Raw genomic sequence first — 20715 nt, 5'->3', positions numbered from 1 at the left:
AAAAGGGACTGTCCCCGACGGCGCGCCAACCGACACCATGGCGCTTCGCTACTGTCGGGCCGACGCTGCACCGACCCCATAGAGTTGCCCGCCTCCCGGCACGGCGCCTGTTTCCGTCCCGCCGCGCTCTGTAAACACAAGGCCGGAGCCCGGCACGAGATCGTGGATTGTGCGCGACGTAACGATCTCGCCCGGCAAGGCTTGGTCGAGCATCAGCACTGCTTGGTCGATGGCGGTGCCGGTTAAATCACCGTCTTGCTTTTCGCACTCGCCAATATGCACCGCGGCACGGACGCCGAGGCCAGATGGCTTCAAACCGTCGCGGATCGCCATGGCGCATTGGATCGCCCGCGTCGGACGCTGGAAGGCAGCGAGGAGGCCATTCGCGTTGCGCCGTATCTCCCTGCCCTGGGCCAGTTGGACTTGATCGCAGATCGCGTCGACATATCCCCGCCTCAAATCCTGGCCATCGGGGGACGCAGATGGCGAGGTGATGTCCACGCAGAGAATGGTGACCAGCACACGCTCGCCGGGTGCCGCCGGCAAGGTGCCGCTGACAAAGGACTGGATCTCATCGATCAGGCGATCGGAGCCTTCCCCCCAGATGACATGGTCGTTGCCCGCGAGCTCGATGTAGCTCGCGCTCGGTATGTGTTTCGCCAGGTAGCGCCCCTCCTCGGCCTTGACCCAGCGATCGCCCGTTCTCTGAACGATTAGCGTTGGAACGTGGATGGCTCCCAGTATCTCCCGAACGTCGATTTCGGTGCTCCAGTACCACAGCGAGATCGCATCGGCGGGCGAAGCTGAATTGCGCAGGAAGGCCGCGAACCATTCGCGCTCGAATGCATCGTTCATCAGGCTGGGCGCGGCATTGCTGAGGTCGGCCGGCTCTCCCCATTCGCGCTCGATGGCGACGAGTTCTCTTTCCACCTGCGCCTTGGTTTTGGCCCAGGGGTAGTCCGGCGCCCATACACCTCGGGCATAGGTCCCGTTCAAGATGAGGGCGGCCGTGCGTTCGGGATAGGTCGCGGCAAACAGCATGCACATGCTGCCGCCCTCGGAGCTGCCGAACAGGACGGTACGCTTCGAACCGACCGCGTCCAGGACCGCGCGCACGTCTTCCATACGCTCTTCGAGCGTCGGCAGGCCGACATTGCGATCCGACAGTCCGGTGCCGCGCTTGTCCATCCGGATCAGCCGGCAAAAAGAGCCGAGACGGTGCAGGACATGCGCCAGCCTGGGCGATGCCCAGGCAAGGTCGAGATTGGAAACCCAGCCTGGCACATAAATGAGGTCTACGGGGCCGTTGCCCGTTACCTGATACGCGATGTTGCTGCCAGCCGATTTGACATAGTGGGTCGGCGGCGATGTAGCCTGAGCACCGGGCGCAACCGGCCCGGCGGGTGCTGGAGCAGCCGACGCCGTGCGTCGGGCGCGAAGCTGTTCATAGAGCTGCCTCGTTTCCGGGTCCGGCTGAACACGTAGCTGGCGCTGCAAGGAGTCGCGGCAGAGCTCATATTGTTTCAGCGCCAAATTGATGCGGCCCTGGGCCGCACAGGCCCGCATCAAGGCCCGGTGGATGTCTTCACGCAGCGGCTCCCAGGCTAGCAAGCGTGTCGCCGCCTGCACGCAGGACGCCAGATCGTTCTGCGCGAAGTAATGCGCGACGAGCTTTTCCAGCACCAAGACGGCCGTGGCCCGCAGCCGTGCGCGTTCGATCCGCAGCCAGTCCTCGAAGGGTTCCTCCTTCAGGCTGAAGCCATCGAGGAGATCGCCTCGATAGAGGCTGATGGCCTGCTCAAGCTGCTCGGGTGCCGCCTCGGCGGCCAGCACCTCGAACCGGGCGACGTCGAAATCAAGATCATCCAGCGCCAGCATGATGCCGTCGCCATCGGTCAGGAAGCGAACGCCATGGGCCGAGGGCATAGCCTTCCTCACGACAGAAAGAGCCTGCCGAAGGTTCATGCGTGCCTGCGGCTCGCCGGTGTCGCCCCATAGCAGGGCGGCAAGCTTTTCGCGCGAGAGGGAATGCCCCGAATGGATCGCAAGATAGGCGACCATGGCGCGCGCCTTGCGGGTGAAGGACGGGGCCACGGCACCGCCAGCGAAATCGAACCCACCCAACAGTGAGAGGCGCGCCATCGGATCCACCACAGCTTCAGCGGCAATCCTTTACCGGTGCCGATACCAATTCAACCGGCTTTCTGCGTCGCGCGACGCTTTTCACGATTTCGTCACGCTGGCGCGAACGCGATTCCGACGGGTGTGACGCACGGTGCTGCTGACAACTGTCATGGAGAATACCATGTTGCTCCCGCACCCAACAGACTGGCCGCTCCTGTTCTACGGCGATCCCTGGCTTACGTCGCGGTCTCCGGACCGGGTCGCGCCGCAGCGCCACGACCTGGCGCTGGCGGGGTACCTGGAGAAACAGGCGGCCAACCGGGAGGCGATGAATCGCCGGCCAGGCCTCCTCGGCCGCCTTATCGACAAGATCCGTCAGCGTTTCGGCAAACAGGCGGTCGGCTACGGTACGGTGGCCCTGGAAGCGGCCCGCTCGCTGCCCGACGCATTCAGGAACTAGCGGAGAAGGAATTGTGAGCGGAGGAGCCCTCCCCGTCGCTCACGCTTTGCGGATCGACGTCCCGAACCAGGCGGCGCGGTGGTCGTCACCAGCGCCGGCTTTCAATAGGTCTTCTTCACGGCACGCCCGTTGGGCGGCGGAGTCAGTTTGCGGATCGTCGACATCGCTGCAATGATCGAGGGAAAGAGCGGAGGCGCCCGATGTTCGGGGCCTTCTAAAGAGAGTTGCCGGGTGACTGTCCTCGACAAGGCAAAGCAATGGGCGAGAGCCATCAAGCGCGATGTGATGGCCCTATGGCTGGCCGCCCGCGATCCTCGCGTTCCCTGGTACGCCAAACTTGCCGCCGGCATCGTCGCCGCCTACGCGCTCAGTCCCATCGATCTGATACCCGATTTCATTCCCGTACTCGGATATCTGGACGATCTGATCATCGTACCGCTTGGCATCCTGCTCGCGGTGAAGTTGATCCCCGCCGATCTGATGGCGGAGTTTCGCGCGGAGGCCATTCGCCGATCGAGGCCGACCAGCCGCGGCGGTCTCGCATTCATTGTCGGACTTTGGGTTTTGATGGCCGCCGCGCTCATCTGGCTATTCTGGCCAGATCGCTCGGCCTGATATGGATTTCAGGCTGGGCGTTCACCCGGCAGACCACGAATGAAGTTGGTCGCCTGGTCGAAAGGTTCCCCTGTCAAAGCCTAGCGGTGCCGAAAATCCGGTCCCAGAATATCGAGGTCACGCCGAAATTGGCGTTGTCGTCGATATGGTGGTGCACCGCGTGGCGGCGCTTGAGCGTGTAGAGATAGCTCGGATGGGGCGGATGCCAGTGATGGATCATGTGGTGGACGCTGATGTACCAGAGATAGCCCAGCATCAACCCGCAACTCACCGCGCTGGCGGTCGCGAAGTCGGAGACCATCCAGACGGGCAGGAACGCCACCAGCGCATGCACGCCCAGGCTGAGCCAGGTGGGCGTGCCCACCGGACTGCGCTCCTCGACATGGTGACGGTCGTGCAGGTCTCGGATCCAGGGGACGTGGTGCAGCACGAAACGGTGCAGCACATATTCGATCAGCGTCCACAGGCCAAGGCAGATCAGCATCGTGCCGACCCAGTCCGGCGCGCTTTCTTCTCCGGCCTCGATCAGTCCGGCCACCCCCAATATCGCGATCACCAGGGGATAGACCACGAAGTCGCTGTAGTAGCCGATCAGACCCAGCTGCATTCGGACGCCTCACCTGATTTTCGACGCCGCCCCAGAAACGATGCTATCAGTTTGCCGGACTCGCGTATGAGGTGCAATGCGGATGCATCTGACATAGCGTCGCAATTTCCAGGTGCAAGATCGGCAGCCATGATCGCTCAGAATCGGCCGGCTTCGCACCGGTGCCGCAAACGGACATGCAAACATGGCAAAACGCAGCGCGGGTCTGCTGATCTATCGCCGGAGCGATGACGGTATCAGGGTGCTGCTGGTTCATCCGGGCGGCCCCTTCTGGGCAAAGAAGGACGATGGCGCCTGGTCGATCCCGAAGGGCCTCGTCGACGAGGATGAGGACGAATTGGCGGCGGCACGACGCGAGACCGAGGAAGAGCTCGGCATGAAAGTCGAAGGCCCTTTCGCGCGCCTCGGCGACTACAGGCAGCCGGGCGGCAAGATCGTCATGGCCTGGTCCGTCGAGGCCGACATCGATGTGGCCGCTGTCAAGAGCAACACCTTCACCATGGAATGGCCGCCGCGATCTGGATCGATGAAGGACTTCCCGGAGGTCGACAGGGCCGACTGGTTCACCTTGGCCGAAGCCGGGGTGAAGATTCTGCAGGGTCAGCGCCCGATGCTGTCGGATTTGGCAGAACAGTTGGATATCGAATAATTGCCGACGGCAAAAGCCGCCGATCTCCCCCCAAGGGGAAGATCGGCTGTTCATCCCGCAAACCTTGCCGCCGTCCACGCCCCGCCCGCCGCGTTCGACTCCACCGCGGCGGCGACGAACTTCACGCCGCGCGCGCCGTCGATCACGTCTGGCACCCGCGCCGCGCGGGCGGGATCCACCGCGCCGCCCGAGCGGTGGGCTCGGATGATGTCGGCGGCGTCGCGGTAGAAATTGGCGAAGGCCTCGATATAGCCTTCGGGATGCGCCGCCGGCATGCGCGACACGCGGCGGGATTCCTCCGTCGAACCATGGCCGCCGCGCACCAGCGTGCGGGTTTCCTCGCCATATCTGGAAAAGCGCAGTTCCTCCGGCCGGCCGCCCGACCATTCGAGCCCGGCCCTGTCGCCATAGATGCGCACGGAGAGGTCGTTGTAGTGGCCGGGCGATGTCTGGCTGGCCAGGATCGTGCCGCGTGCCCCATCAGTCCAGCGCACCAGCACATGGGCATTGTCGTCGAGCCGGCGTCCGGGCACCGCGGTGAACAGATCGGCCGACACCGTCTCGGCCTCGCGGCCCGAAATGAAGCCTGCCAGGTTGAAGGCATGCACGCCGATATCGGCCAGCACCGCCGACTGCCCTGCCCTCGCCGGATCGGTGCGCCATTCCGCCTGCTTCTGGCCGTCGGCATCGATCGGCTTGGTCAGCCAGTCCTGGATGTAGGCGCCATGCACAGACACGACCCGGCCAAGCTCGCCCGCCATCACCATCTCGCGCGCCTGGCGCACCATGGCGTAGCCGGTGTTGTTGAGCGTGACGACGAAGCGGCGGTTTTTCGCCCTCGCGAGTGCAACCAGTGCCTCGGCGTCGGCCAGCGTCGTCGACAGCGGCTTGTCGCAGATCACGTCGATGCCGGCCTCGAGGAAGGCGGTGGCGATCGGCGCGTGCAGATGGTTGGGCGTGACGATGACGACCGCCTCGATGCCATCCGGCCGCGCGGCCTCCGCTTTGGCCATGGCGCGGTAATCGGCATAGCTGCGCTCCGGCGCGATGCCGATCTCGGCGGCCGAGGCGGCGGCATTGTCCGGGTCGGACGACAGCGCGCCGGCAACCAGCGCGATCTGGTCGTCGAGGCGCATGGCCAGCCGATGCACGGCGCCGATGAAGGCATTGCGGCCGCCGCCGACCATGCCGACGCGCAGACGCTGGCGCGTCGATCCATCCGATGTTGCATAGACCATGTTTTCTCCTCGGGGCTGATCACTAGCGGGGTCGTCATCCCAGGGCGTAGCAAGGAGTGGAGCGACGCGGCGCAGACCCCAGGATCTGCGCGGCTGCTTCGCCCTGGGATGACGAAATCACCGAGCCCGCCCCATGCCCATCGAACACCATTTCCAATTTCCATATTGTAAAACGATCGTATCGCGCTAGCCTGAATTCATGAGCGGGGCGAGAAAACCATCCGGACGATCCAGTGCCGACGAGGCAGCGACGCGCAAACGCGGCCGTTCGCTGGCGGCACTCGGCTATATACAGCCGCGAACCTATGAGGAGCTGCGCGCGGTGCTGTCTTCCGGCACCGTGCATTTTCCCAAGCGCCTGCGCCAGGTGGCGATCTTCCTGTGGCAGCACCCGAGCGAGGTGGCGCTCGGCACCATTGCCCAAGTGGCGGCACAGGCCGGCGTGCAGCCCTCGACGCTGGTGCGCTTCGCCCAGATCTTCGGCTATTCCGGCTTTTCCGATTTCCAGGGCCTGTTCAAGGACCACGTCAAGGGATCGTGGCCGGAAGGCCGCGGCGAGCAGCGCGCCGAGGCCGAGCCCAATGCCGCCACGCATTTCCTGCGCGGCATGGTTGGCGCCTCGCAGGCCTCGCTCGGCCGCATCGAAAGCGGCTTCGATATCGAAAGCTTCGAGAAGATGGTGGCGACGCTGGCCAAGGCGGACCTGATCTACGTCATCGGCTCCAAGCGCGCCTTCCCCGTCACCACCTATCTGTCGCTGACGCTTTCGCAGCAAGGCGTGCGCAATGTGCTGGTCGACAATGTCGGCTCGACCGCGCTCGATCAGGTCGGCTGCATCGGCAGGCAGGATGCGGTGCTGGCGGTGTCCTTCAGCCCCTACAATTCGATCACGCCGGACCTGGTGGCCGTCGCGCATGAGCGCAAGGCGCGCATCGTCACCATTACCGACAGCACCTTCTCGCCGCTGATCCGGCTGTCGGACAGCTGGCTGGAAGTGGTGGAGTCGGACTTCGCCGGCTTCCGCTCGCTGGCGGCGTCGCTGGCGGTGGGCATGGCGCTGGTCCAAGGCGTCGCGGCGCGCCGCGGCACATGAGGCGCCGCTGGTACAATTGACTATCGGGAATTGGCATTCCATATTTCAGGAAATAGAAACTTTGTTCCGGGAGGAGGAATGGAGATCAGGCTCGAAGGCAAGGTGGCGCTGGTCACCGGGTCGACGCAAGGCATCGGCCGTGCCATCGCCGGGACGCTGGCACGCTCCGGCGCTGCCGGCCTGCTGATCACCGGGCGCGACAGCAAGCGCGGCGAGGCCGTGGCTGCGGAACTGTCGGCCATCGGTACGCCGACGCTCTTCGTCGCCGCCGACCTTGGAGACCCGGAAACTCCCGCCCTCTTGGCGCAGGCCTGCATCGACCGCTTCGGCCGCATCGACGGCTTGGTCAACGCCGCCGGCCTGACCGACCGCGCCTCCTTCCTCGACGCCACGCCGGACGACTGGTCGGCGCTGTTTGCCGTCAACGCCCGTGCGCCCTTCTTCCTGATGCAGGCCGCGATCGCCGACATGAAGAAGCGTGGCCAGGGCGGCGCGATCGTCAACATCCTCTCGATAAACGCCCATTGCGGCTCGCCGGAACTCGCCGTCTATTCCGCCACCAAGGGCGCGCTGGCGACGCTGACCAAGAACGCCGCCAACGCCCACCGCTTCGACCGCATCCGCGTCAACGGCATCAATGTCGGCTGGACCGACACGCCGGCCGAACGCATCATGCAGGCGCAGACGCTGGGTAATGGCCCGGGATGGCTCGACGCCGCCAATGCCGCGCAGCCCTTCGGTCGGCTGCTCAAGCCAGACGATATCGCCAATCTCGCCGTGTTCCTGCTTTCCGACGCGGCCGGGCCGATGACCGGCGCGGTGATCGACCAGGAACAGTCGGTGATCGGGGCGAACCGGTGAACGCCATCGAAAGGCTCGGGCCCAGACTGCTGGAGCGGCTCCCCGCGGCCGTGCAAAAGCCGTCATACGACCGCGCGGTGCTCTCACCAGGCATGGCGCATCTGGGCGTCGGCGCCTTCCATCGCTGTCACCAAGCCGAATACACCGACGACCTGCTTTCGCGACGGTTCGACCGCTGGGGCATCGTCGGCATCAACATTCGCCCGCCCGCCCTGGCCGAGACGCTTGGCCGGCAAGACGGCCTCTACACAAGGCTGATCCGCGAGAACGATGATGTCGAGGCACGCGTCATCGGCAGCATCGTGAAGGTGGTCGACAGCCAGGACAGCGCCGCACCGGCGCTCGAGGTGCTCGTCTCCGCCGACATCGAACTGGTGACGATGACGGTGACCGAAAAAGGCTATTGCCATGTGCCCTCGACTGGCGCGCTCGACCTCGATCATCCCGACATCGTCCACGACCTCGCCAACCCGGAAGCGCCCCGCAGCGTGCCCGGCATCCTCACGCGGGCGCTGGAGCAACGCAGGGCCACGCATGGCCGGAAGCTGACGCTGCTCTCCTGCGACAACATTCCGACCAACGGCGTCATCCTGGAAAATGTCGTGCGGAGCTTTGCCGAACGGCGCGGCAATGGCCTGGCCGACTGGATCGCGGCCAATGCCGCCTTCCCCTCGGCCATGGTCGACCGCATCGCTCCGGCGGTGACACAGGACGATCTCGACGGCGTCGAGCGACGGTTCGGCTATCGCGACGCCGCCGTCGCTGTCGGCGAACCCTTCCGGCAATGGGTGATCGAGAAAAAGTTCGCCGGCCGCATGCCGCGCTGGGACCTGGCCGGCGCGACCTTTGTCGACGACGTCACCCCGTTCGAGCATCTCAAGATGCGGGTGCTCAACGGCGCCCAGACGACACTCGCCACGCTCGGCGTACTGGCCGGCCTCGAACACACGTCGGATGCCATCGCCGACCCGCTGCTTTCGGTCTTCGTCAGGCGCATGCTGGTCGAGCAAACCCTGCCGACACTGATGCCGGTGGCTGGCATGAATCCATCTGCTTATGTCGAGCAGAGCCTTGGCCGGTTGAAGAACACCGCGATCCACCATCGCAACCACCAGATCGCCACCGATGGCTCGCAAAAAATCGTGCAGCGCCTGCTCAACCCGATCCGCGACCGCCTGAACCTGGGGGCCAGCATCGGCCTGCTGTCGGTGCCGGTCGCCGGCTGGATGGCTTATCTGATCCTGGCCTCGGCGCGCTTCGGCAAGCGCTGGCCGGTGTCGGATCCCTATGCCGGCAAGGTCGCCGCGATTGCGGACGAAACCGGCCACGATGCGCGGGCGCTGGCTTCCGCCATCCTGGCCATCGACACGATATTCGACCCGGGCCTTGCCGCGGACGAGACGTTCCGGCAGGCCGTCACGTCAGCGCTTGGCGAACTGCTTTCGGGCGATCCGATGGCGGCAGTCCGTCACAGTCTCGAACAAGATGAGGTCGCGAGGTTGAAGCGATCCAAACAATCGGCATTATAGGAATCGATCGCGGGTTCGCGGCCAGGGGAGGCATGATGAAACTTGGACTGCTCACCGCACCGTTCGCGGACACGCTGCTTGGCGAGGTCGCCGGCTGGGCAAGCTCTGTCGGCTTCGAGGCACTGGAAATCGCCTGCTGGCCGAAAACCTCCGGCGCGACCCGCCGCTATGCCGGCACCAGCCATATCGATGTCGATGGCACTTCGGCCTCGCGGGCGAAAGAAATCGTTGCATCGCTGGCGGAAAAGAACCTCACGGTCTCCGGTCTCGGTTATTACCCCAACCCGCTGCACCCGGATACCGCCCATCGCGAGGCGGTCATCGGCCACCTGAAGAAGGTCATCGTCCTGGCCGCCAACATGGGCGTTCCCCTGGTCAACACCTTCTGCGGCGGCGATGCCTCCAAGACAGTCGACGTCAACTGGCAGGACGCGCTGAAAGTCTGGCCGGAAATCGTTGCCCATGCGCGCGGCCACGGGGTAAAACTCGCCTTCGAAAACTGCCCAATGATCTTCAGCCATGATGAATGGCCGGGCGGGCACAACATCGCCTATTCGCCGCAGGTCTGGCGTCGCATTCTCGAAGCCTGGGGCGGCGATGTCGGCATGAATTTCGACCCCTCGCATCTGGTCTGGCAGATGATCGACCAGGCCCGCTTCATCCGGGAATTCGGCCCCTATATGCTGCATGTCCACGCCAAGGACCTGATGATTGATCATGATGGTTTGTACGAGCGCGGAATTCTATCGGCGGGCATAGGCTGGCAGGTGCCGCGCATGCCGGGGCTCGGCGATGTCGACTGGAGCGGCTTCTTCTCGGGCCTCTACCGCGCCGGTTATGACGGATCGGTCATCATCGAGCACGAGGACAGGCGATTTGAAGGCAGCGACGAGCAGGTGAAGCGGGGTTTTCTGCTCGCCCGCGACGTGCTGCGTCCTTTCGTCAAGTAACGGCAAAGCGAGCCACTTGACTCTGATTGTGAGTGGCGCGGCCTAACAGGTTAAAACTGAACTGAAAAACAATGTGGAGGAAGACTGAAATGAAGAACTATCTGACCATGGTCCCGCTGCTTGCCAGCGCGGCGCTGCTGGCCTCGGTGGGCGTGTCGTCCGCTGCCGGCAAATACACGATCGGCATTTCCAACACCGTGCAGGGCAATGGCTGGCGCGAGGAAATGGTTTGCGCCATGAAGGCGCAGGCGCTCGCCTCCGGCGAAGTGACCAAGCTCAACATCGCCCACCGCAACACCGATGCCGCCGGCCAGCTGGAAGACATCCGCAACCTGATCAGTGCCAAGGTCGACGCCATCGTCGTCAACCCCGCCGACCCTGCCGGCATCAAGGCCGGCCTGGAAGAAGCCACCAAGGCCGGCATCGTCGTCGTCGCCGTCGACCAGGCGGTCACCGAGCCGTCGGCCTACATCATTTCCAACAATCAGGAGCAGTATGCGTATCTCGGCGCCAAATGGCTGTTCCAGCAGATGGGCGGCAAGGGCGAGGTGTTTTACATGCGCGGCGCGGCAGGCGCTTCGGCCGATAGCGATCGCGACAAAGGCTTCAAGAAGGCACTGGCCGAATTCCCCGACGTGAAGGTGGCGCAGGAGGTCTTCACCGGCTGGCAGCAGGATCAGGCCAAGCAGCAGATGCTGTCTTTCCTGGCCACCGGCACGCCGTTCAACGGCGTGTGGACGTCGGGCATCGATAACGTGATCGTCGACGCGCTGGTCGAATCGCAGGCGCCGCTGGTGCCCGTGGTCGGCGCCGACAATGCCGGCTTCGTCGGCCAGCTGAGCTCGGTCAAGGGCCTCGTGGGTGCCGCCGTCACCAACCCCGGCTCGATCGGCGGTGCCGGCGTGACGCTGGCGCTGCAGATCCTCGACGGCAAGAAGCCGGCACAGCAGACCGTGCTGGTCGACCCGCAGCTGTGGGAGAATGCCACCGAGGAAGGCAAGGCCAAGCTGAAAGCCGCCGCCGACCCGTCGCTGAGCCCCGAATGGCCGGTCTCGATCATGATCCCCGACTGGACGACGTATACCAAGGACCAGATCGTGGCCTGCAAGGGCCCGGGCGAGTAAGCAGCGGCTTTGCTGACCATGGTCGGCGCCGCCCCTCACTGTCCTGCCGGACATCTCTCCCCGTAAAACGGGGCGAGAGAAGCTGGCCGCAACGCCGGAGGCAAGCCCCCTCTCCCCGTCTCTATACGGGGAGAGGATGCCGGCAGGCAGGTGAGGGGCGGCGCTGACATTCGCGGTTATTAGGCACATAAATCGAGACCCAAATCATTTGACCACCGCCCCCCTCCTCGACGCGTCAGGCGTCGCCAAGAACTACGGCGCGGTCGCGGCTCTCCGCGACGCGTCGCTCTCCGTGCTGCCGGGCGAGGTGCACGCGCTGATGGGTGCCAACGGCGCCGGCAAGTCGACGCTGGTGAAGATCCTGACCGGCGCGATATCAGCCAATGCCGGGCGCATCCTGATCCGTGGCGAGGCGCGCGACATACGCTCGCCGGCCGCCGCGCGCCGGGCCGGGCTGCTGCCTGTCTACCAGGAGCCGTCGCTGATCCCCGATCTCGATGTGCTGTCCAATCTGCGGCTGACCGGCACGCCGGTCGAGCCGTTCCGCGCCTGGGTACGCGAACTCGGCATACCTGACCTCGACCTGCGCGACACCGCGCGCGACATTCCCCTCGCCATCCTGCGTGTGCTCGACCTGGCGCGCGCGCTGGCCGTCGAGCCCGACGTGCTGCTGCTCGACGAGATGACGGCCGCACTCCCCGCCAACCTTGCCGAAAAGGTGCTGGAAGTGGTGCGCCGCCAGGGCGACGCCGGCCGCGCCGTGATCTTCATCTCCCACCGCTTCGTCGAAATCTCGGCCCTTTGCGACCGCGCCACGGTGCTGCGCGACGGCGCGACCGTCGGGGTCGTCGACATCGTGCCGGGCGTCGAGGAAAAGATCGTCGAGCTGATGCTCGGCACTCGCATCGTCAAGACCCATGTCGCCGCCCGCGGCGCCAGCGAAGAGGCCCGCCCCCCTGCCCGCCCGCGCATCGCCGTGCGAAACCTGCGCGTCGGGACCAAGCTCAGCGACGTCTCCTTCGATCTCCGCGATGGCGAGGTGGCCGGCGTCGTGGCGCTGGAAGGCCAAGGCCAGGACGAACTGTTCGCCGCCCTTGCCGGCTCGATCAAACCATCGGGCGGCACGATCGAGGTCGACGGCAGCCCAGTGAAATTCGCCCACCCGATCGACGCCATCCGATCGGGGATCGCCTATGTGCCGGGCGACCGTTCCGAGGCGCTCGCCATGCAGCGCTCGGTGCGGGAGAACATTGCGCTCCCCTTCAGTGCCGCCCTTCGCAACTGGGGGCCTATTCGTATGCGCAAGGAGCGCGCCACCGTGGCGAGCGCCATCCAGCGCCTGCAGATCGACACCCGCGCGCAAGGCGAGGTGCAGCGCCTGTCCGGCGGCAACCAGCAAAAGGTCACCATAGCCCGCTGGATCGCGGCCGACGCGCGCACCATCCTGTGTTTCGACCCGACGCGCGGCATCGATGTGGGCACCAAGCAGGAGATCTATCGTCTGCTGCGCGAGCTCGCCGGCAACGGCAAGTCGGTTCTGTTCTACACCTCGGAACTGGAAGAAGTGCAGCGCGTCTGCGACCGCGTCATCGTCATCTTCGGCGGCCGCCTGGTCGATATTTTCCCTGTCGAGGAGGCCGACGAGCCGACGCTGATGCGCGCCGCCTACGGCCTGCCGCGCGGCGTCAAGGCGGATATCGGTATTTTGGCCGCACCCACGGCGAATGCTTCCGATGCGCCGGAGGCAACGCCATGAGCCATTTCCTGCGCCGGCAAGGCTGGGTAACAGGCCTGTTCGCCCTTCTCGTCATCCTGTTCATCGCCACCAAAATCATCCAGCCGGCGTATGGCAGCGGCGATTTCGGCTCGCTGGCGCGGGCCGTACTGCCCTACGCCTTTGCCGTCGCCGCGCAGACGGTCGTCGTCATCGCCGGCGGCATCGACCTCTCGGTCGCCGCTATGATGGCGTTGACCAGCGTCACCGCCGCCTCGATGATGGCGGGCGCGAACGAGGAATACGCGCTGTTCGTGGTGCCTTTCGTGCTCGCCATGGGGTTCGTGCTCGGCGCGCTCAACGGCATGCTCATCGTCGTCACCCGCGTGCCGGACATCGTCGTCACGCTCGCCATGCTGTTCGTGCTGCAAGGCGCGGCCCTTCTGGTGCTCGGCGCCCCGGGCGGCGCGGCGGCCGAATGGCTGAAGGCGCTGATCTCGGGCACCGTGCCGATCCCGGGCCTGCCCGACGCCGTCGACGCGTGGCTGCCCAAGGCGCTGCTGGTGCTGATCGTCTGCCTCTGCATCGTCTGGATACCGCTTCGACGGTCGCGCCTCGGCCTTTCCATCTACGCCATCGGCTCCAGCGAACTGGCGGCGTTCCGCAGCGGCGTGCCTGTCGCCCGCACCAGGGTCATCGCCTACGCGCTGTCAGGCCTGTTCGCGGCCATGGGCGGGTTGGCGCTGACCATGAGCACAGGCATCGGCGCGCCGATCCCCGGCCCCTATCTCCTGGCCAGCGTCGCCGCGGTCGTGCTGGGCGGCGTGGCGCTCGGCGGCGGCAAGGGCGGCCTGCTCGGCCCCATCGTCGCCGTCTTCGTGCTGCGGCTGGTGCGCACGGATCTCACCTTGCTCGCCATCGACCCCAACGTCACCGCCATCATCGAAGGCTTGATCATGGTCGCCGTGGTGATGTTCGGCGCCTTCATCACGATGCGAGGGCGGCAATCATGAAATTCACCCGCAGCGCTGTACGGCGCCGTAGAGCACCATCCTTCCAGAACGCCACCACCAAGCCCACCTCCTCGCGAGCAGGAGCCAACCCATGAGCACCACCGCGATCACGCCCGGGCCGGTCCCCTTCGGCCGCCGCATAAAACGCTTCATGGCCGACCGGCCCCTCATCCCGCTGATCATCCTGCTGGTCATCCTGGTGGTGATCCTGCAGATCCTGCGCCCCGGCATCGTCAACGAGCGCTGGATCGCCAACACCATCAAATTCGCCATTCCGCTGGCGATCCTCGCCGGCTGCCAGACCATGACCATGCTGACCGGCGGCATCGACCTTTCGGTCGGCACGGTGGCGACGATGAGCGCCTTCATCATGGCAACGCAGATCGTCAGCCAGGACCCGGCTGTGGCCTTCCTCTTGGCGATGATGCCGGCGGTGCTGATCGGCCTCGTCAATGGCATCGGCGTCGGTGTCTTCCGCGTCCATCCGCTGATCATGACGCTGGGCACCAGCCTGATCGGCACCGGCTGCCTGCAGGTCTACCAGCGCACGGTGATCGCGTCCGGTGCCAAGATCCCCGACTTTCTCGCCTGGCTGGGTACCGGCGTCACCCCCGTACTCGGCTTTGCCTTCCCCAACGCGCTGCTGCTGTTCGTTCCGTTGGCGGCTCTCATCGTCTTCACGCTCGCCCGCACCGGCTTCGGCCGCCTGCTCTACGCCGTCGGCGATAATGAGCGCGCGACGCGCCTGTCGGGCGTGCAATACTGGCAGGTCATCACGGCGCTCTACGTCACCTCCAGCGTGCTCGCCGGCATCACCGGCTTGCTCTACATCGGCCTGATCAAGGCGCCATCGCTGTCGCTCGCCGAACCGCTGGTGCTGCCATCGGTCGCCGCCGCCGTCATCGGCGGCACTTCCATCTTCGGCGGTCGCGGCGGCTACACCGGCACCATCATCGGCGCGCTGATCCTCACGGTGCTGACGACGCTGCTGACGATTTTGCAGATGCCGGAGGGAGCGAGGCGGATACTGTTCGGGTTGATCGTCCTGTTCGTGACGGCGGCTTATCTGCGCATTGTCGAGGACAAGTAGGCGCGGGCCGACTATTGGCACGGGGCAGCCACAGGCTCCGCCGACAAGGGAGACGAAATCATGGAAAAAATCATCCTGGACTGCGATCCTGGGCACGACGACGCCATCGCCATCCTGCTTGCGGCGGGAAACCCGAATATCGACCTTCTCGGCATCACAACGGTTTCGGGAAACCACAATGTCGAGAACACCACGCGCAATGCTCTGGCCGTATGCACGGCCTACGGCATCAAGGTGCCGGTGGCGAAGGGCTCACCCGGCCCGCTCATCGGCGAGCAGGTGCTGGCCGTCGAAATCCATGGCGATACCGGGCTCGACGGCCCCGTCCTGCCGCCCGCCTCGTTCGAACTCGACAAGCGGCATGCCGTCGACTTCATCATCGACACGGTCATGGCACACGAGCCGAAAACCATTACGCTGGTGCCGGTCGGTCCCTACACCAACATCGCGCTCGCCATTCGCAAGGACCCACGCATCATCGGGCGGGTGAAGGGCGTCGTCGCGATGGGCGGAGCCTACACGCGCGGCAACATCACGCCAGCGGCGGAGTTCAATGTCTATGGCGACCCGGAGGCCGCCGACGTGGTGTTCCGCGCCGATTGGGATGTCACCATGGTCGGCCTCGACCTCACGCACCAGGCGCTGGCCACTCCGGACCTGCAAAACAGGGTGCGCGCCGTCGGCGGCCCGATCGCCAAGTTCATCCTGGATATCTGGGAGTTCATAGCGACCACGCATGGCGGCCTCCTGCAGATCGAGTATCCAGCCGTCCACGACGCGTGCTGCGTCGCGGCCATGATCGACCCGACCGTCTTCACCACCGAGAAGGCCGATATCCGCGTCGAAATCGCCGGGCGGTGGACCAAGGGCATGACGGTGTGCAATTTCGAGAAGATGGGCGGGATGCACCATTTTGGCGGCACTGCGAGCGAGCAGGTCGACTTCCGCCATACCGTGGCGATGAAACTTGACCATCCGAAATTCTGCGGCCTGATCGTCGATGCGCTGGAGCGGTTAACCCACGCCAAGGCCTGACGGGTGAAGGTTTCGGCGATGTTCACAGGGATTAAGTGGCTCCGTATAGAAAGCCCGCCGCGCCATTTTTGCGGCACGGCGGGCCGCCCCCGTTGGCCAGGGACGAACTACCGGCATCACTCGATGATCTGCACGACCCTGCGTGTATCGGGGTCAACCAGAACCGCATGATCGCCGACAACAGTGTATTTGTATCTGACGTCGGGGACGTCGATTGTATGAAGCTCGACGGTGTCAGGGAGAGCGGAGCCGACGTTGAGTTCGACGCCGAGCAGGCTGACTGATGCGAGTTTTTGCTTATGGATGTATTCGCGGACGACCGTCTGCTGCTCAGGCTTGAGAATTACGACGTCTCCCGCGAAGGAAGCACCAATTCCAGCCATAAGCGCGAGGGCCGCGACAGCGCCGACAAGATATCTTTTCATGACAAGTCCTTTTGTGAACCAAGAAACATTTTCAGAGGCCAGAATTATTCTGGCCTCTGCCGCAGCCAATCAGCCACCATTGGCAGGTGCCGCGGGCTTCGCGGGCGCTGAAGTGGCCGGAGCTTCCACCTTTGGCGCCTCAACCTTCACGTTGATGTCCTTCCCGCCGCCGCCACCGATGTTGATGACACCGGTAAATATCAGCAGGACAACGATAGCGATTATCGCAAGAACAATAGCGACCGCAGTGCCGCCACCACCTCCAGAATTAACAACAGTTGGACCGTCAGCCATGACTTTCTCCTCTCCTATTCTTTGAGTTGTCACCGGTCACCAACGGCTCCCGCTGCATTGCGTTCCCGGGCAAGGCTTAGGTCTAAGAATTGGCAAGACTGAAGTCGTATGCGGCAACCCATGTCTTGCCGATACGTTGGGTTTCGCGCCGGAGCAACGCAGCCAATCATCCATCATCGCGGAATCCAGCTCGACCGCCGGATATTCTGAGAGCGAGGCAAGCAGTGACATCAGCCCAGAGACCGAGCATCCACGACGACAATCGCCCCGCAAATGACAATGATGTTCAGGCCCCGGAAATCCCGTCGGGCCCGCCCGTCTGTCTGAGTGAGGACGCCAACATGGTCGATCTTGTCAGGCGAACCGAGCGCTTGGCCATCGCCGTTGTCGTGGGAATGGCGATCTGCCTGACGCTTATCCCGGCGATCTATGTTGCCCTCACCTACGGAATGTAGACGGTATATCAGTCGTCTGTCCGCTCCGAGGCAGGCGCAATCTCTTCACCACCTGCTTTCTCCAGGCTTGCTCCCATTGCGCCTGGCATGCCGGACATGTTCCCGCGCGCCATCAATCCCGAGAATCTCAGACACAAAAGAACCCGCCCCGGCGTCAACCGAAGGCGGGCTCTCTCCGTTTTCCAGTCCGTTGATAAAGCATTCGACGGCTATCAACCTCCAATGCCCGAGAGCGTTCCACCGGAGTGATGAACTATGCTTCGATCTGCCCGTCGATCGTTCCGAGGCAGGGCCTGCTCTCTTTCGCCTTCGGCGAACTCAATCTTTCTTCCACGCCGCCAGCAGCGGGCCCTTGCTTCCATAGACGGGGTCCTTGCGCGGACGGCCGACCTTGGGGATCGTCACCACCGCCTTGGCGTGATCGGCGGTGGTCGTGCATTCGTCATAGGTGCCGGACGGCGGATAGGCGCCAACGACGAGAAAGTCGTCCGAAGCGGAGATGCGCTGGTGCCCCGTGCCGGCCGGAAGAACCGCGACATCGCCGGCCTTCAGCGCCAGCGTTCGGCCCTTCTTGCCGCCAAACCGGACCTTCGCCGTGCCACGCGCCACGCCGAGCACTTCGTGGATGCGCGAATGGTAGTGAACATAATCGTAGATGCCGTTGCGCCAGCTGTCTCCCCAGCCATTGGCCGAGAAAAGCGCCTCTAACACGGCCGCGGGATCGAAGTCTTCCGGCAATCTCACCGCGCCGTGATAGACGACCAGCGGCCAGGACGGATGATTGGGCACCAGGCCATCATCGCCAAACCTGAACTCGTTCGCTTTGCGCGGCCTGACAAGGTCGGCCGCCTGACGGCTGTCCGGTCTTGCGGCACCGGTCACCTGTTCGGCCACTTTCTTGATGCTTTGCAGGATGCTCATGACGTCGCCTCGCCTCGGGGAACCAACACTGATTCAACCCGATGGCCATCGCTTGGTTCCCCGCGGGCTCGCGCCCGCCACCGCCGCGAGGCGGACCGCTGAAGATCAGACGGACCTGCCGCCTCGCCCCGCCTGCAGCGCATTGTCCATCGCAGCGGCCGGCGAAACCATATCCGGCAGCAATATGTCGTTGCGACGTGCGAAGGTGACCAGCGTCGCGCGCACCGTCTCCGGGTCGATCTCACCGGCGATGCCCGCCTTGCAGGCATTGAGGGCGACGGCATGAGCGCCGTTGCGGCTGGCGGCCGGCCAGTCCTGCAACAGCGCGTAGGCTTCCATCACGCTTTCGATCTTCCTCGGAAAGCCCATTCCGACCAGAATGGTCACCGGTTCTTCAAACTGCCAGCGATGCATGGCTTGTGCCTCCTCTCGATTGTGCGGACCCGCGGCGGGCCGAACACCGGAAGGCGCGGCCCGCCGCGTAAGGTTCATGGGACTGCCCGTAAGGTTCATGGGACTGCCCGTAAGTTTATGGGACTGAATGTCAGCGCTCAGCCGCCGGCCGAGGCCTCGGACGCCTCCGACACCTGTTGCGCGGCCAGGAACATCAGCGTCGCGGCAACGGTCCGCCGCTTCCAGCCGGCGGCTTCGGCCCTGTCGAGCAGTTCCGCCAGCAGCGGCTTCAACGCACCGCGGCATTCGCTTTCATAGGCCAGGAACTCCTTTGCCTGATGTGTCGGCGCGGGCACGGGCCCAAGGTCAGCAAGCGCATCCATATCTCTCTCCCTTCAACCGATGCCCGCTCCCTGTCGAGGGAGCGGGCGGACTGGTCGGACCTCAGAAGTCCATGCCGGCGCCGGCCGGCATTGCCGGGCTGGCGGCTTCCTTCTTCGGCTTCTCGGCCACCATTGCCTCGGTGGTCACCAGCAGGCCGGCGACCGACGCCGCATCCTGCAGCGCGGTGCGCACCACCTTGGCCGGGTCGATCACGCCCTGGCCATAGAGATCGCCGAACTCGTTGGTCTGAGCGTTCCAGCCCCAGCCGAATTCGCCCTTCTCGCGCAGCTTGCCGACGATGATCGAGCCTTCAGCACCGGCATTTTCCGCGATCTGGCGGACCGGCGTCTCGATGGCGCGGCGCACGATCTCTACACCGGTCTTCTGGTCGGCATTGTCCGTCTGGACAGCATCGAGCGCCTTGGCGGCCCGAAGCAACGCGACGCCGCCGCCAGGCAGCACGCCTTCCTCGACAGCCGCGCGGGTCGCGTGCAAGGCATCGTCGACGCGGTCCTTGCGCTCCTTGACCTCAACCTCGGTCGAGCCGCCGACGCGGATCACCGCGACACCACCGGCAAGCTTGGCCAGCCGCTCCTGCAGCTTCTCGCGGTCATAGTCGGAGGTGGTCTCCTCGATCTGGGCCTTGATCTGCGCGACGCGGCCCTGGATTTCTTCCTTGCGCCCGACGCCGTCGACGATGGTGGTGTTTTCCTTTTCGATCACCACCTTCTTGGCGCGGCCCAGCATCTCCAGCGTCACATTCTCGAGCTTGATGCCGAGATCCTCGGAGATCGCGGTGCCGCCGGTGAGGATCGCGATGTCTTCCAGCATGGCCTTGCGGCGGTCGCCGAAGCCCGGCGCCTTGACGGCCGCGACCTTGAGGCCGCCGCGCAGCTTGTTGACGACCAGCGTCGCCAGCGCCTCGCCCTCGACATCCTCGGCGATGATCAGCAGCGGCTTGCCCGACTGGACCACCGCTTCCAGCACCGGAAGCAGCGCCTGCAGGTTGGCGAGCTTCTTTTCGTGGATCAGCACGTAGGGCTCGTCAAGTTCGACGCGCATCTTGTCCTGGTTGGTGACGAAATAGGGCGAGAGATAGCCACGGTCGAACTGCATGCCTTCGACGACTTCCAACTCGGTCTCGGCGGTCTTGGCTTCCTCCACCGTAATGACGCCTTCATTGCCGACCTTCTCCATCGCTTCGGCGAGGAAGCGGCCGATCTCGGCGTCGCCATTGGCGGAGATGGTACCGACCTGCGCGATCTCGTCGTTGCGGGTCACCTTGCGGGCGTTGGCCTTCAGCTCGGCGACGACGGCGTCCACCGCCTTGTCGATGCCGCGCTTCAGGTCCATCGGGTTCATGCCCGAGGCAACGGCCTTGGCGCCCTCCTTGACGATGGCCTGGGCCAGCACGGTCGCGGTGGTGGTGCCGTCGCCGGCAAGGTCATTGGTCTTGGAGGCGACTTCGCGCACCATCTGCGCGCCCATGTTCTCGAACTTGTCCTCAAGCTCGATTTCCTTGGCGACGGTGACGCCATCCTTGGTAATGCGCGGCGCACCGAACGACTTTTCAATGACGACATTGCGCCCCTTGGGGCCGAGCGTCACCTTCACCGCATTGGCCAGGATATCGACGCCGCGCAGCATCTTCTCGCGCGCTTCGGTATGGAATTTTACCTCTTTGGCAGCCATTGGATCACTCCTCTATGTCTAGGCAGCATTCGTTGACTGGTGGATTTTC

21 protein-coding genes are annotated in these 20715 nt (G+C 64.6%); 12 read left to right on the top strand and 9 right to left on the bottom strand.

From position 1 onward, the window contains the following. Window positions 1-48: 48 nt before the first annotated feature. On the bottom strand, window positions 49-2142 hold the full coding sequence (locus tag FJ527_RS23000) for an alpha/beta fold hydrolase (RefSeq protein ID WP_140824090.1): 2094 nt from the start codon (window positions 2140-2142) through the stop codon (window positions 49-51). Window positions 2143-2305: 163 nt separating this feature from the next. Here FJ527_RS23000 and FJ527_RS22995 point away from each other — a divergent pair, with 163 nt between their 5' ends. Both FJ527_RS22995 and FJ527_RS22990 read left to right on the top strand, forming a co-directional pair. After that, on the top strand, window positions 2306-2584 hold the full coding sequence (locus FJ527_RS22995; RefSeq protein ID WP_140824089.1) for a hypothetical protein: 279 nt from the start codon (window positions 2306-2308) through the stop codon (window positions 2582-2584). Between the two features lie 231 nt (window positions 2585-2815). After that, a complete protein-coding gene (locus FJ527_RS22990; RefSeq protein ID WP_140824154.1) occupies window positions 2816-3199 on the top strand; it encodes a YkvA family protein in 384 nt (127 codons plus the stop codon). 73 nt (window positions 3200-3272) lie between these two features. Here the strand turns inward: FJ527_RS22990 and FJ527_RS22985 are convergent, their stop codons facing one another. Beyond that, on the bottom strand, window positions 3273-3806 hold the full coding sequence (locus tag FJ527_RS22985; RefSeq protein ID WP_140824088.1) for a sterol desaturase family protein: 534 nt from the start codon (window positions 3804-3806) through the stop codon (window positions 3273-3275). 184 nt (window positions 3807-3990) lie between these two features. On the opposite strand from FJ527_RS22985, the gene FJ527_RS22980 reads away from it, so the two are divergent. Next, the gene (locus FJ527_RS22980) at window positions 3991-4455 is read left to right on the top strand and encodes an NUDIX domain-containing protein (RefSeq protein ID WP_140824087.1); all 465 of its coding nucleotides are present in this window, start codon (window positions 3991-3993) and stop codon (window positions 4453-4455) included. Between the two features lie 50 nt (window positions 4456-4505). On the opposite strand, the gene FJ527_RS22975 is transcribed toward FJ527_RS22980, so the two are convergent. Next, window positions 4506-5693, bottom strand: coding sequence for a Gfo/Idh/MocA family oxidoreductase (locus FJ527_RS22975; protein ID WP_140824086.1), 1188 nt, complete (start codon window positions 5691-5693; stop codon window positions 4506-4508). Window positions 5694-5892: 199 nt separating this feature from the next. Here FJ527_RS22975 and FJ527_RS22970 point away from each other — a divergent pair, with 199 nt between their 5' ends. The 9 genes from FJ527_RS22970 to FJ527_RS22925 all read left to right on the top strand — a co-directional run bounded on the left by FJ527_RS22970 (window position 5893) and on the right by FJ527_RS22925 (window position 16102). Further along, window positions 5893-6786 (top strand): MurR/RpiR family transcriptional regulator, encoded by an 894-nt coding sequence (locus tag FJ527_RS22970; RefSeq protein WP_140824085.1) that lies wholly within the window; start codon window positions 5893-5895, stop codon window positions 6784-6786. 78 nt (window positions 6787-6864) lie between these two features. After that, entirely contained in the window at window positions 6865-7647 is a 783-nt protein-coding gene (locus tag FJ527_RS22965; protein ID WP_140824084.1) for an SDR family oxidoreductase, read from the top strand. After that, window positions 7644-9176, top strand: a complete 1533-nt coding sequence (locus tag FJ527_RS22960; RefSeq protein ID WP_140824083.1) for a mannitol dehydrogenase family protein — start codon at window positions 7644-7646, stop codon at window positions 9174-9176. The genes FJ527_RS22965 and FJ527_RS22960 overlap by 4 nt, the downstream gene beginning before the upstream one ends. A gap of 35 nt (window positions 9177-9211) precedes the next feature. Further along, a complete protein-coding gene (locus FJ527_RS22955; protein ID WP_140725298.1) occupies window positions 9212-10126 on the top strand; it encodes a sugar phosphate isomerase/epimerase in 915 nt (304 codons plus the stop codon). 89 nt (window positions 10127-10215) lie between these two features. Continuing rightward, window positions 10216-11250 (top strand): ABC transporter substrate-binding protein, encoded by a 1035-nt coding sequence (locus FJ527_RS22950; protein WP_015316972.1) that lies wholly within the window; start codon window positions 10216-10218, stop codon window positions 11248-11250. Between the two features lie 208 nt (window positions 11251-11458). After that, window positions 11459-13006, top strand: coding sequence for a sugar ABC transporter ATP-binding protein (locus tag FJ527_RS22940; RefSeq protein ID WP_140791302.1), 1548 nt, complete (start codon window positions 11459-11461; stop codon window positions 13004-13006). Further along, complete coding sequence (locus tag FJ527_RS22935) at window positions 13003-13977, top strand: ABC transporter permease (protein WP_140824082.1); 975 nt, start codon at window positions 13003-13005, stop codon at window positions 13975-13977. Before FJ527_RS22940 ends, FJ527_RS22935 begins: the two co-directional genes overlap by 4 nt. A gap of 91 nt (window positions 13978-14068) precedes the next feature. Further along, entirely contained in the window at window positions 14069-15067 is a 999-nt protein-coding gene (locus FJ527_RS22930) for an ABC transporter permease (RefSeq protein WP_015316969.1), read from the top strand. 60 nt (window positions 15068-15127) lie between these two features. Beyond that, on the top strand, window positions 15128-16102 hold the full coding sequence (locus FJ527_RS22925) for a nucleoside hydrolase (protein ID WP_140663339.1): 975 nt from the start codon (window positions 15128-15130) through the stop codon (window positions 16100-16102). A 116-nt stretch (window positions 16103-16218) separates the two neighbouring features. Here FJ527_RS22925 and FJ527_RS22920 read toward each other — a convergent pair whose 3' ends face one another. The 6 genes from FJ527_RS22920 to groL form a co-directional block, all read right to left on the bottom strand. Beyond that, window positions 16219-16527: a DUF1236 domain-containing protein gene (locus FJ527_RS22920; RefSeq protein WP_015316968.1), complete on the bottom strand. Its 309-nt coding sequence runs from the start codon at window positions 16525-16527 to the stop codon at window positions 16219-16221. Between the two features lie 69 nt (window positions 16528-16596). Next, window positions 16597-16821, bottom strand: a complete 225-nt coding sequence (locus FJ527_RS22915; RefSeq protein WP_023782864.1) for a hypothetical protein — start codon at window positions 16819-16821, stop codon at window positions 16597-16599. Between the two features lie 773 nt (window positions 16822-17594). Beyond that, entirely contained in the window at window positions 17595-18197 is a 603-nt protein-coding gene (locus tag FJ527_RS22905; protein ID WP_140824081.1) for a cupin domain-containing protein, read from the bottom strand. Window positions 18198-18302: 105 nt separating this feature from the next. Continuing rightward, window positions 18303-18611: a DUF982 domain-containing protein gene (locus tag FJ527_RS22900; RefSeq protein ID WP_140824080.1), complete on the bottom strand. Its 309-nt coding sequence runs from the start codon at window positions 18609-18611 to the stop codon at window positions 18303-18305. Window positions 18612-18748: 137 nt separating this feature from the next. Then, window positions 18749-18973 (bottom strand): hypothetical protein, encoded by a 225-nt coding sequence (locus FJ527_RS22895; RefSeq protein ID WP_015316964.1) that lies wholly within the window; start codon window positions 18971-18973, stop codon window positions 18749-18751. A 61-nt stretch (window positions 18974-19034) separates the two neighbouring features. Further along, on the bottom strand, window positions 19035-20666 hold the full coding sequence (gene groL, locus FJ527_RS22890; protein WP_140791289.1) for a chaperonin GroEL: 1632 nt from the start codon (window positions 20664-20666) through the stop codon (window positions 19035-19037). Window positions 20667-20715: the final 49 nt, after the last annotated feature.

It is taken from the genome of Mesorhizobium sp. B2-4-18, assembly GCF_006441385.1.
GTDB lineage: Bacteria > Pseudomonadota > Alphaproteobacteria > Rhizobiales > Rhizobiaceae > Mesorhizobium > Mesorhizobium australicum.
Note: the sequence above shows the minus strand (reverse complement) of the source record. Positions and strands in the feature narration are given on the sequence as shown.

Bases quoted from the DNA above. Each gene is read 5' to 3' on its own strand.
- FJ527_RS23000 (WP_140824090.1), bottom strand. From the start codon at position 2,142: ATGGCGCGCCTCTCACTGTTGGGTGGGTTCGATTTCGCTGGCGGTGCC.
- FJ527_RS22995 (WP_140824089.1), top strand. From the start codon at position 2,306: ATGTTGCTCCCGCACCCAACAGACTGGCCGCTCCTGTTCTACGGCGAT.
- FJ527_RS22985 (WP_140824088.1), bottom strand. From the start codon at position 3,806: ATGCAGCTGGGTCTGATCGGCTACTACAGCGACTTCGTGGTCTATCCC.
- FJ527_RS22980 (WP_140824087.1), top strand. From the start codon at position 3,991: ATGGCAAAACGCAGCGCGGGTCTGCTGATCTATCGCCGGAGCGATGAC.
- FJ527_RS22975 (WP_140824086.1), bottom strand. From the start codon at position 5,693: ATGGTCTATGCAACATCGGATGGATCGACGCGCCAGCGTCTGCGCGTC.
- FJ527_RS22970 (WP_140824085.1), top strand. From the start codon at position 5,893: ATGAGCGGGGCGAGAAAACCATCCGGACGATCCAGTGCCGACGAGGCA.
- FJ527_RS22965 (WP_140824084.1), top strand. From the start codon at position 6,865: ATGGAGATCAGGCTCGAAGGCAAGGTGGCGCTGGTCACCGGGTCGACG.
- FJ527_RS22955 (WP_140725298.1), top strand. From the start codon at position 9,212: ATGAAACTTGGACTGCTCACCGCACCGTTCGCGGACACGCTGCTTGGC.
- FJ527_RS22950 (WP_015316972.1), top strand. From the start codon at position 10,216: ATGAAGAACTATCTGACCATGGTCCCGCTGCTTGCCAGCGCGGCGCTG.
- FJ527_RS22935 (WP_140824082.1), top strand. From the start codon at position 13,003: ATGAGCCATTTCCTGCGCCGGCAAGGCTGGGTAACAGGCCTGTTCGCC.
- FJ527_RS22930 (WP_015316969.1), top strand. From the start codon at position 14,069: ATGAGCACCACCGCGATCACGCCCGGGCCGGTCCCCTTCGGCCGCCGC.
- FJ527_RS22925 (WP_140663339.1), top strand. From the start codon at position 15,128: ATGGAAAAAATCATCCTGGACTGCGATCCTGGGCACGACGACGCCATC.
- FJ527_RS22920 (WP_015316968.1), bottom strand. From the start codon at position 16,527: ATGAAAAGATATCTTGTCGGCGCTGTCGCGGCCCTCGCGCTTATGGCT.
- FJ527_RS22915 (WP_023782864.1), bottom strand. From the start codon at position 16,821: ATGGCTGACGGTCCAACTGTTGTTAATTCTGGAGGTGGTGGCGGCACT.
- FJ527_RS22905 (WP_140824081.1), bottom strand. From the start codon at position 18,197: ATGAGCATCCTGCAAAGCATCAAGAAAGTGGCCGAACAGGTGACCGGT.
- FJ527_RS22900 (WP_140824080.1), bottom strand. From the start codon at position 18,611: ATGCATCGCTGGCAGTTTGAAGAACCGGTGACCATTCTGGTCGGAATG.
- FJ527_RS22895 (WP_015316964.1), bottom strand. From the start codon at position 18,973: ATGGATGCGCTTGCTGACCTTGGGCCCGTGCCCGCGCCGACACATCAG.
- groL (WP_140791289.1), bottom strand. From the start codon at position 20,666: ATGGCTGCCAAAGAGGTAAAATTCCATACCGAAGCGCGCGAGAAGATG.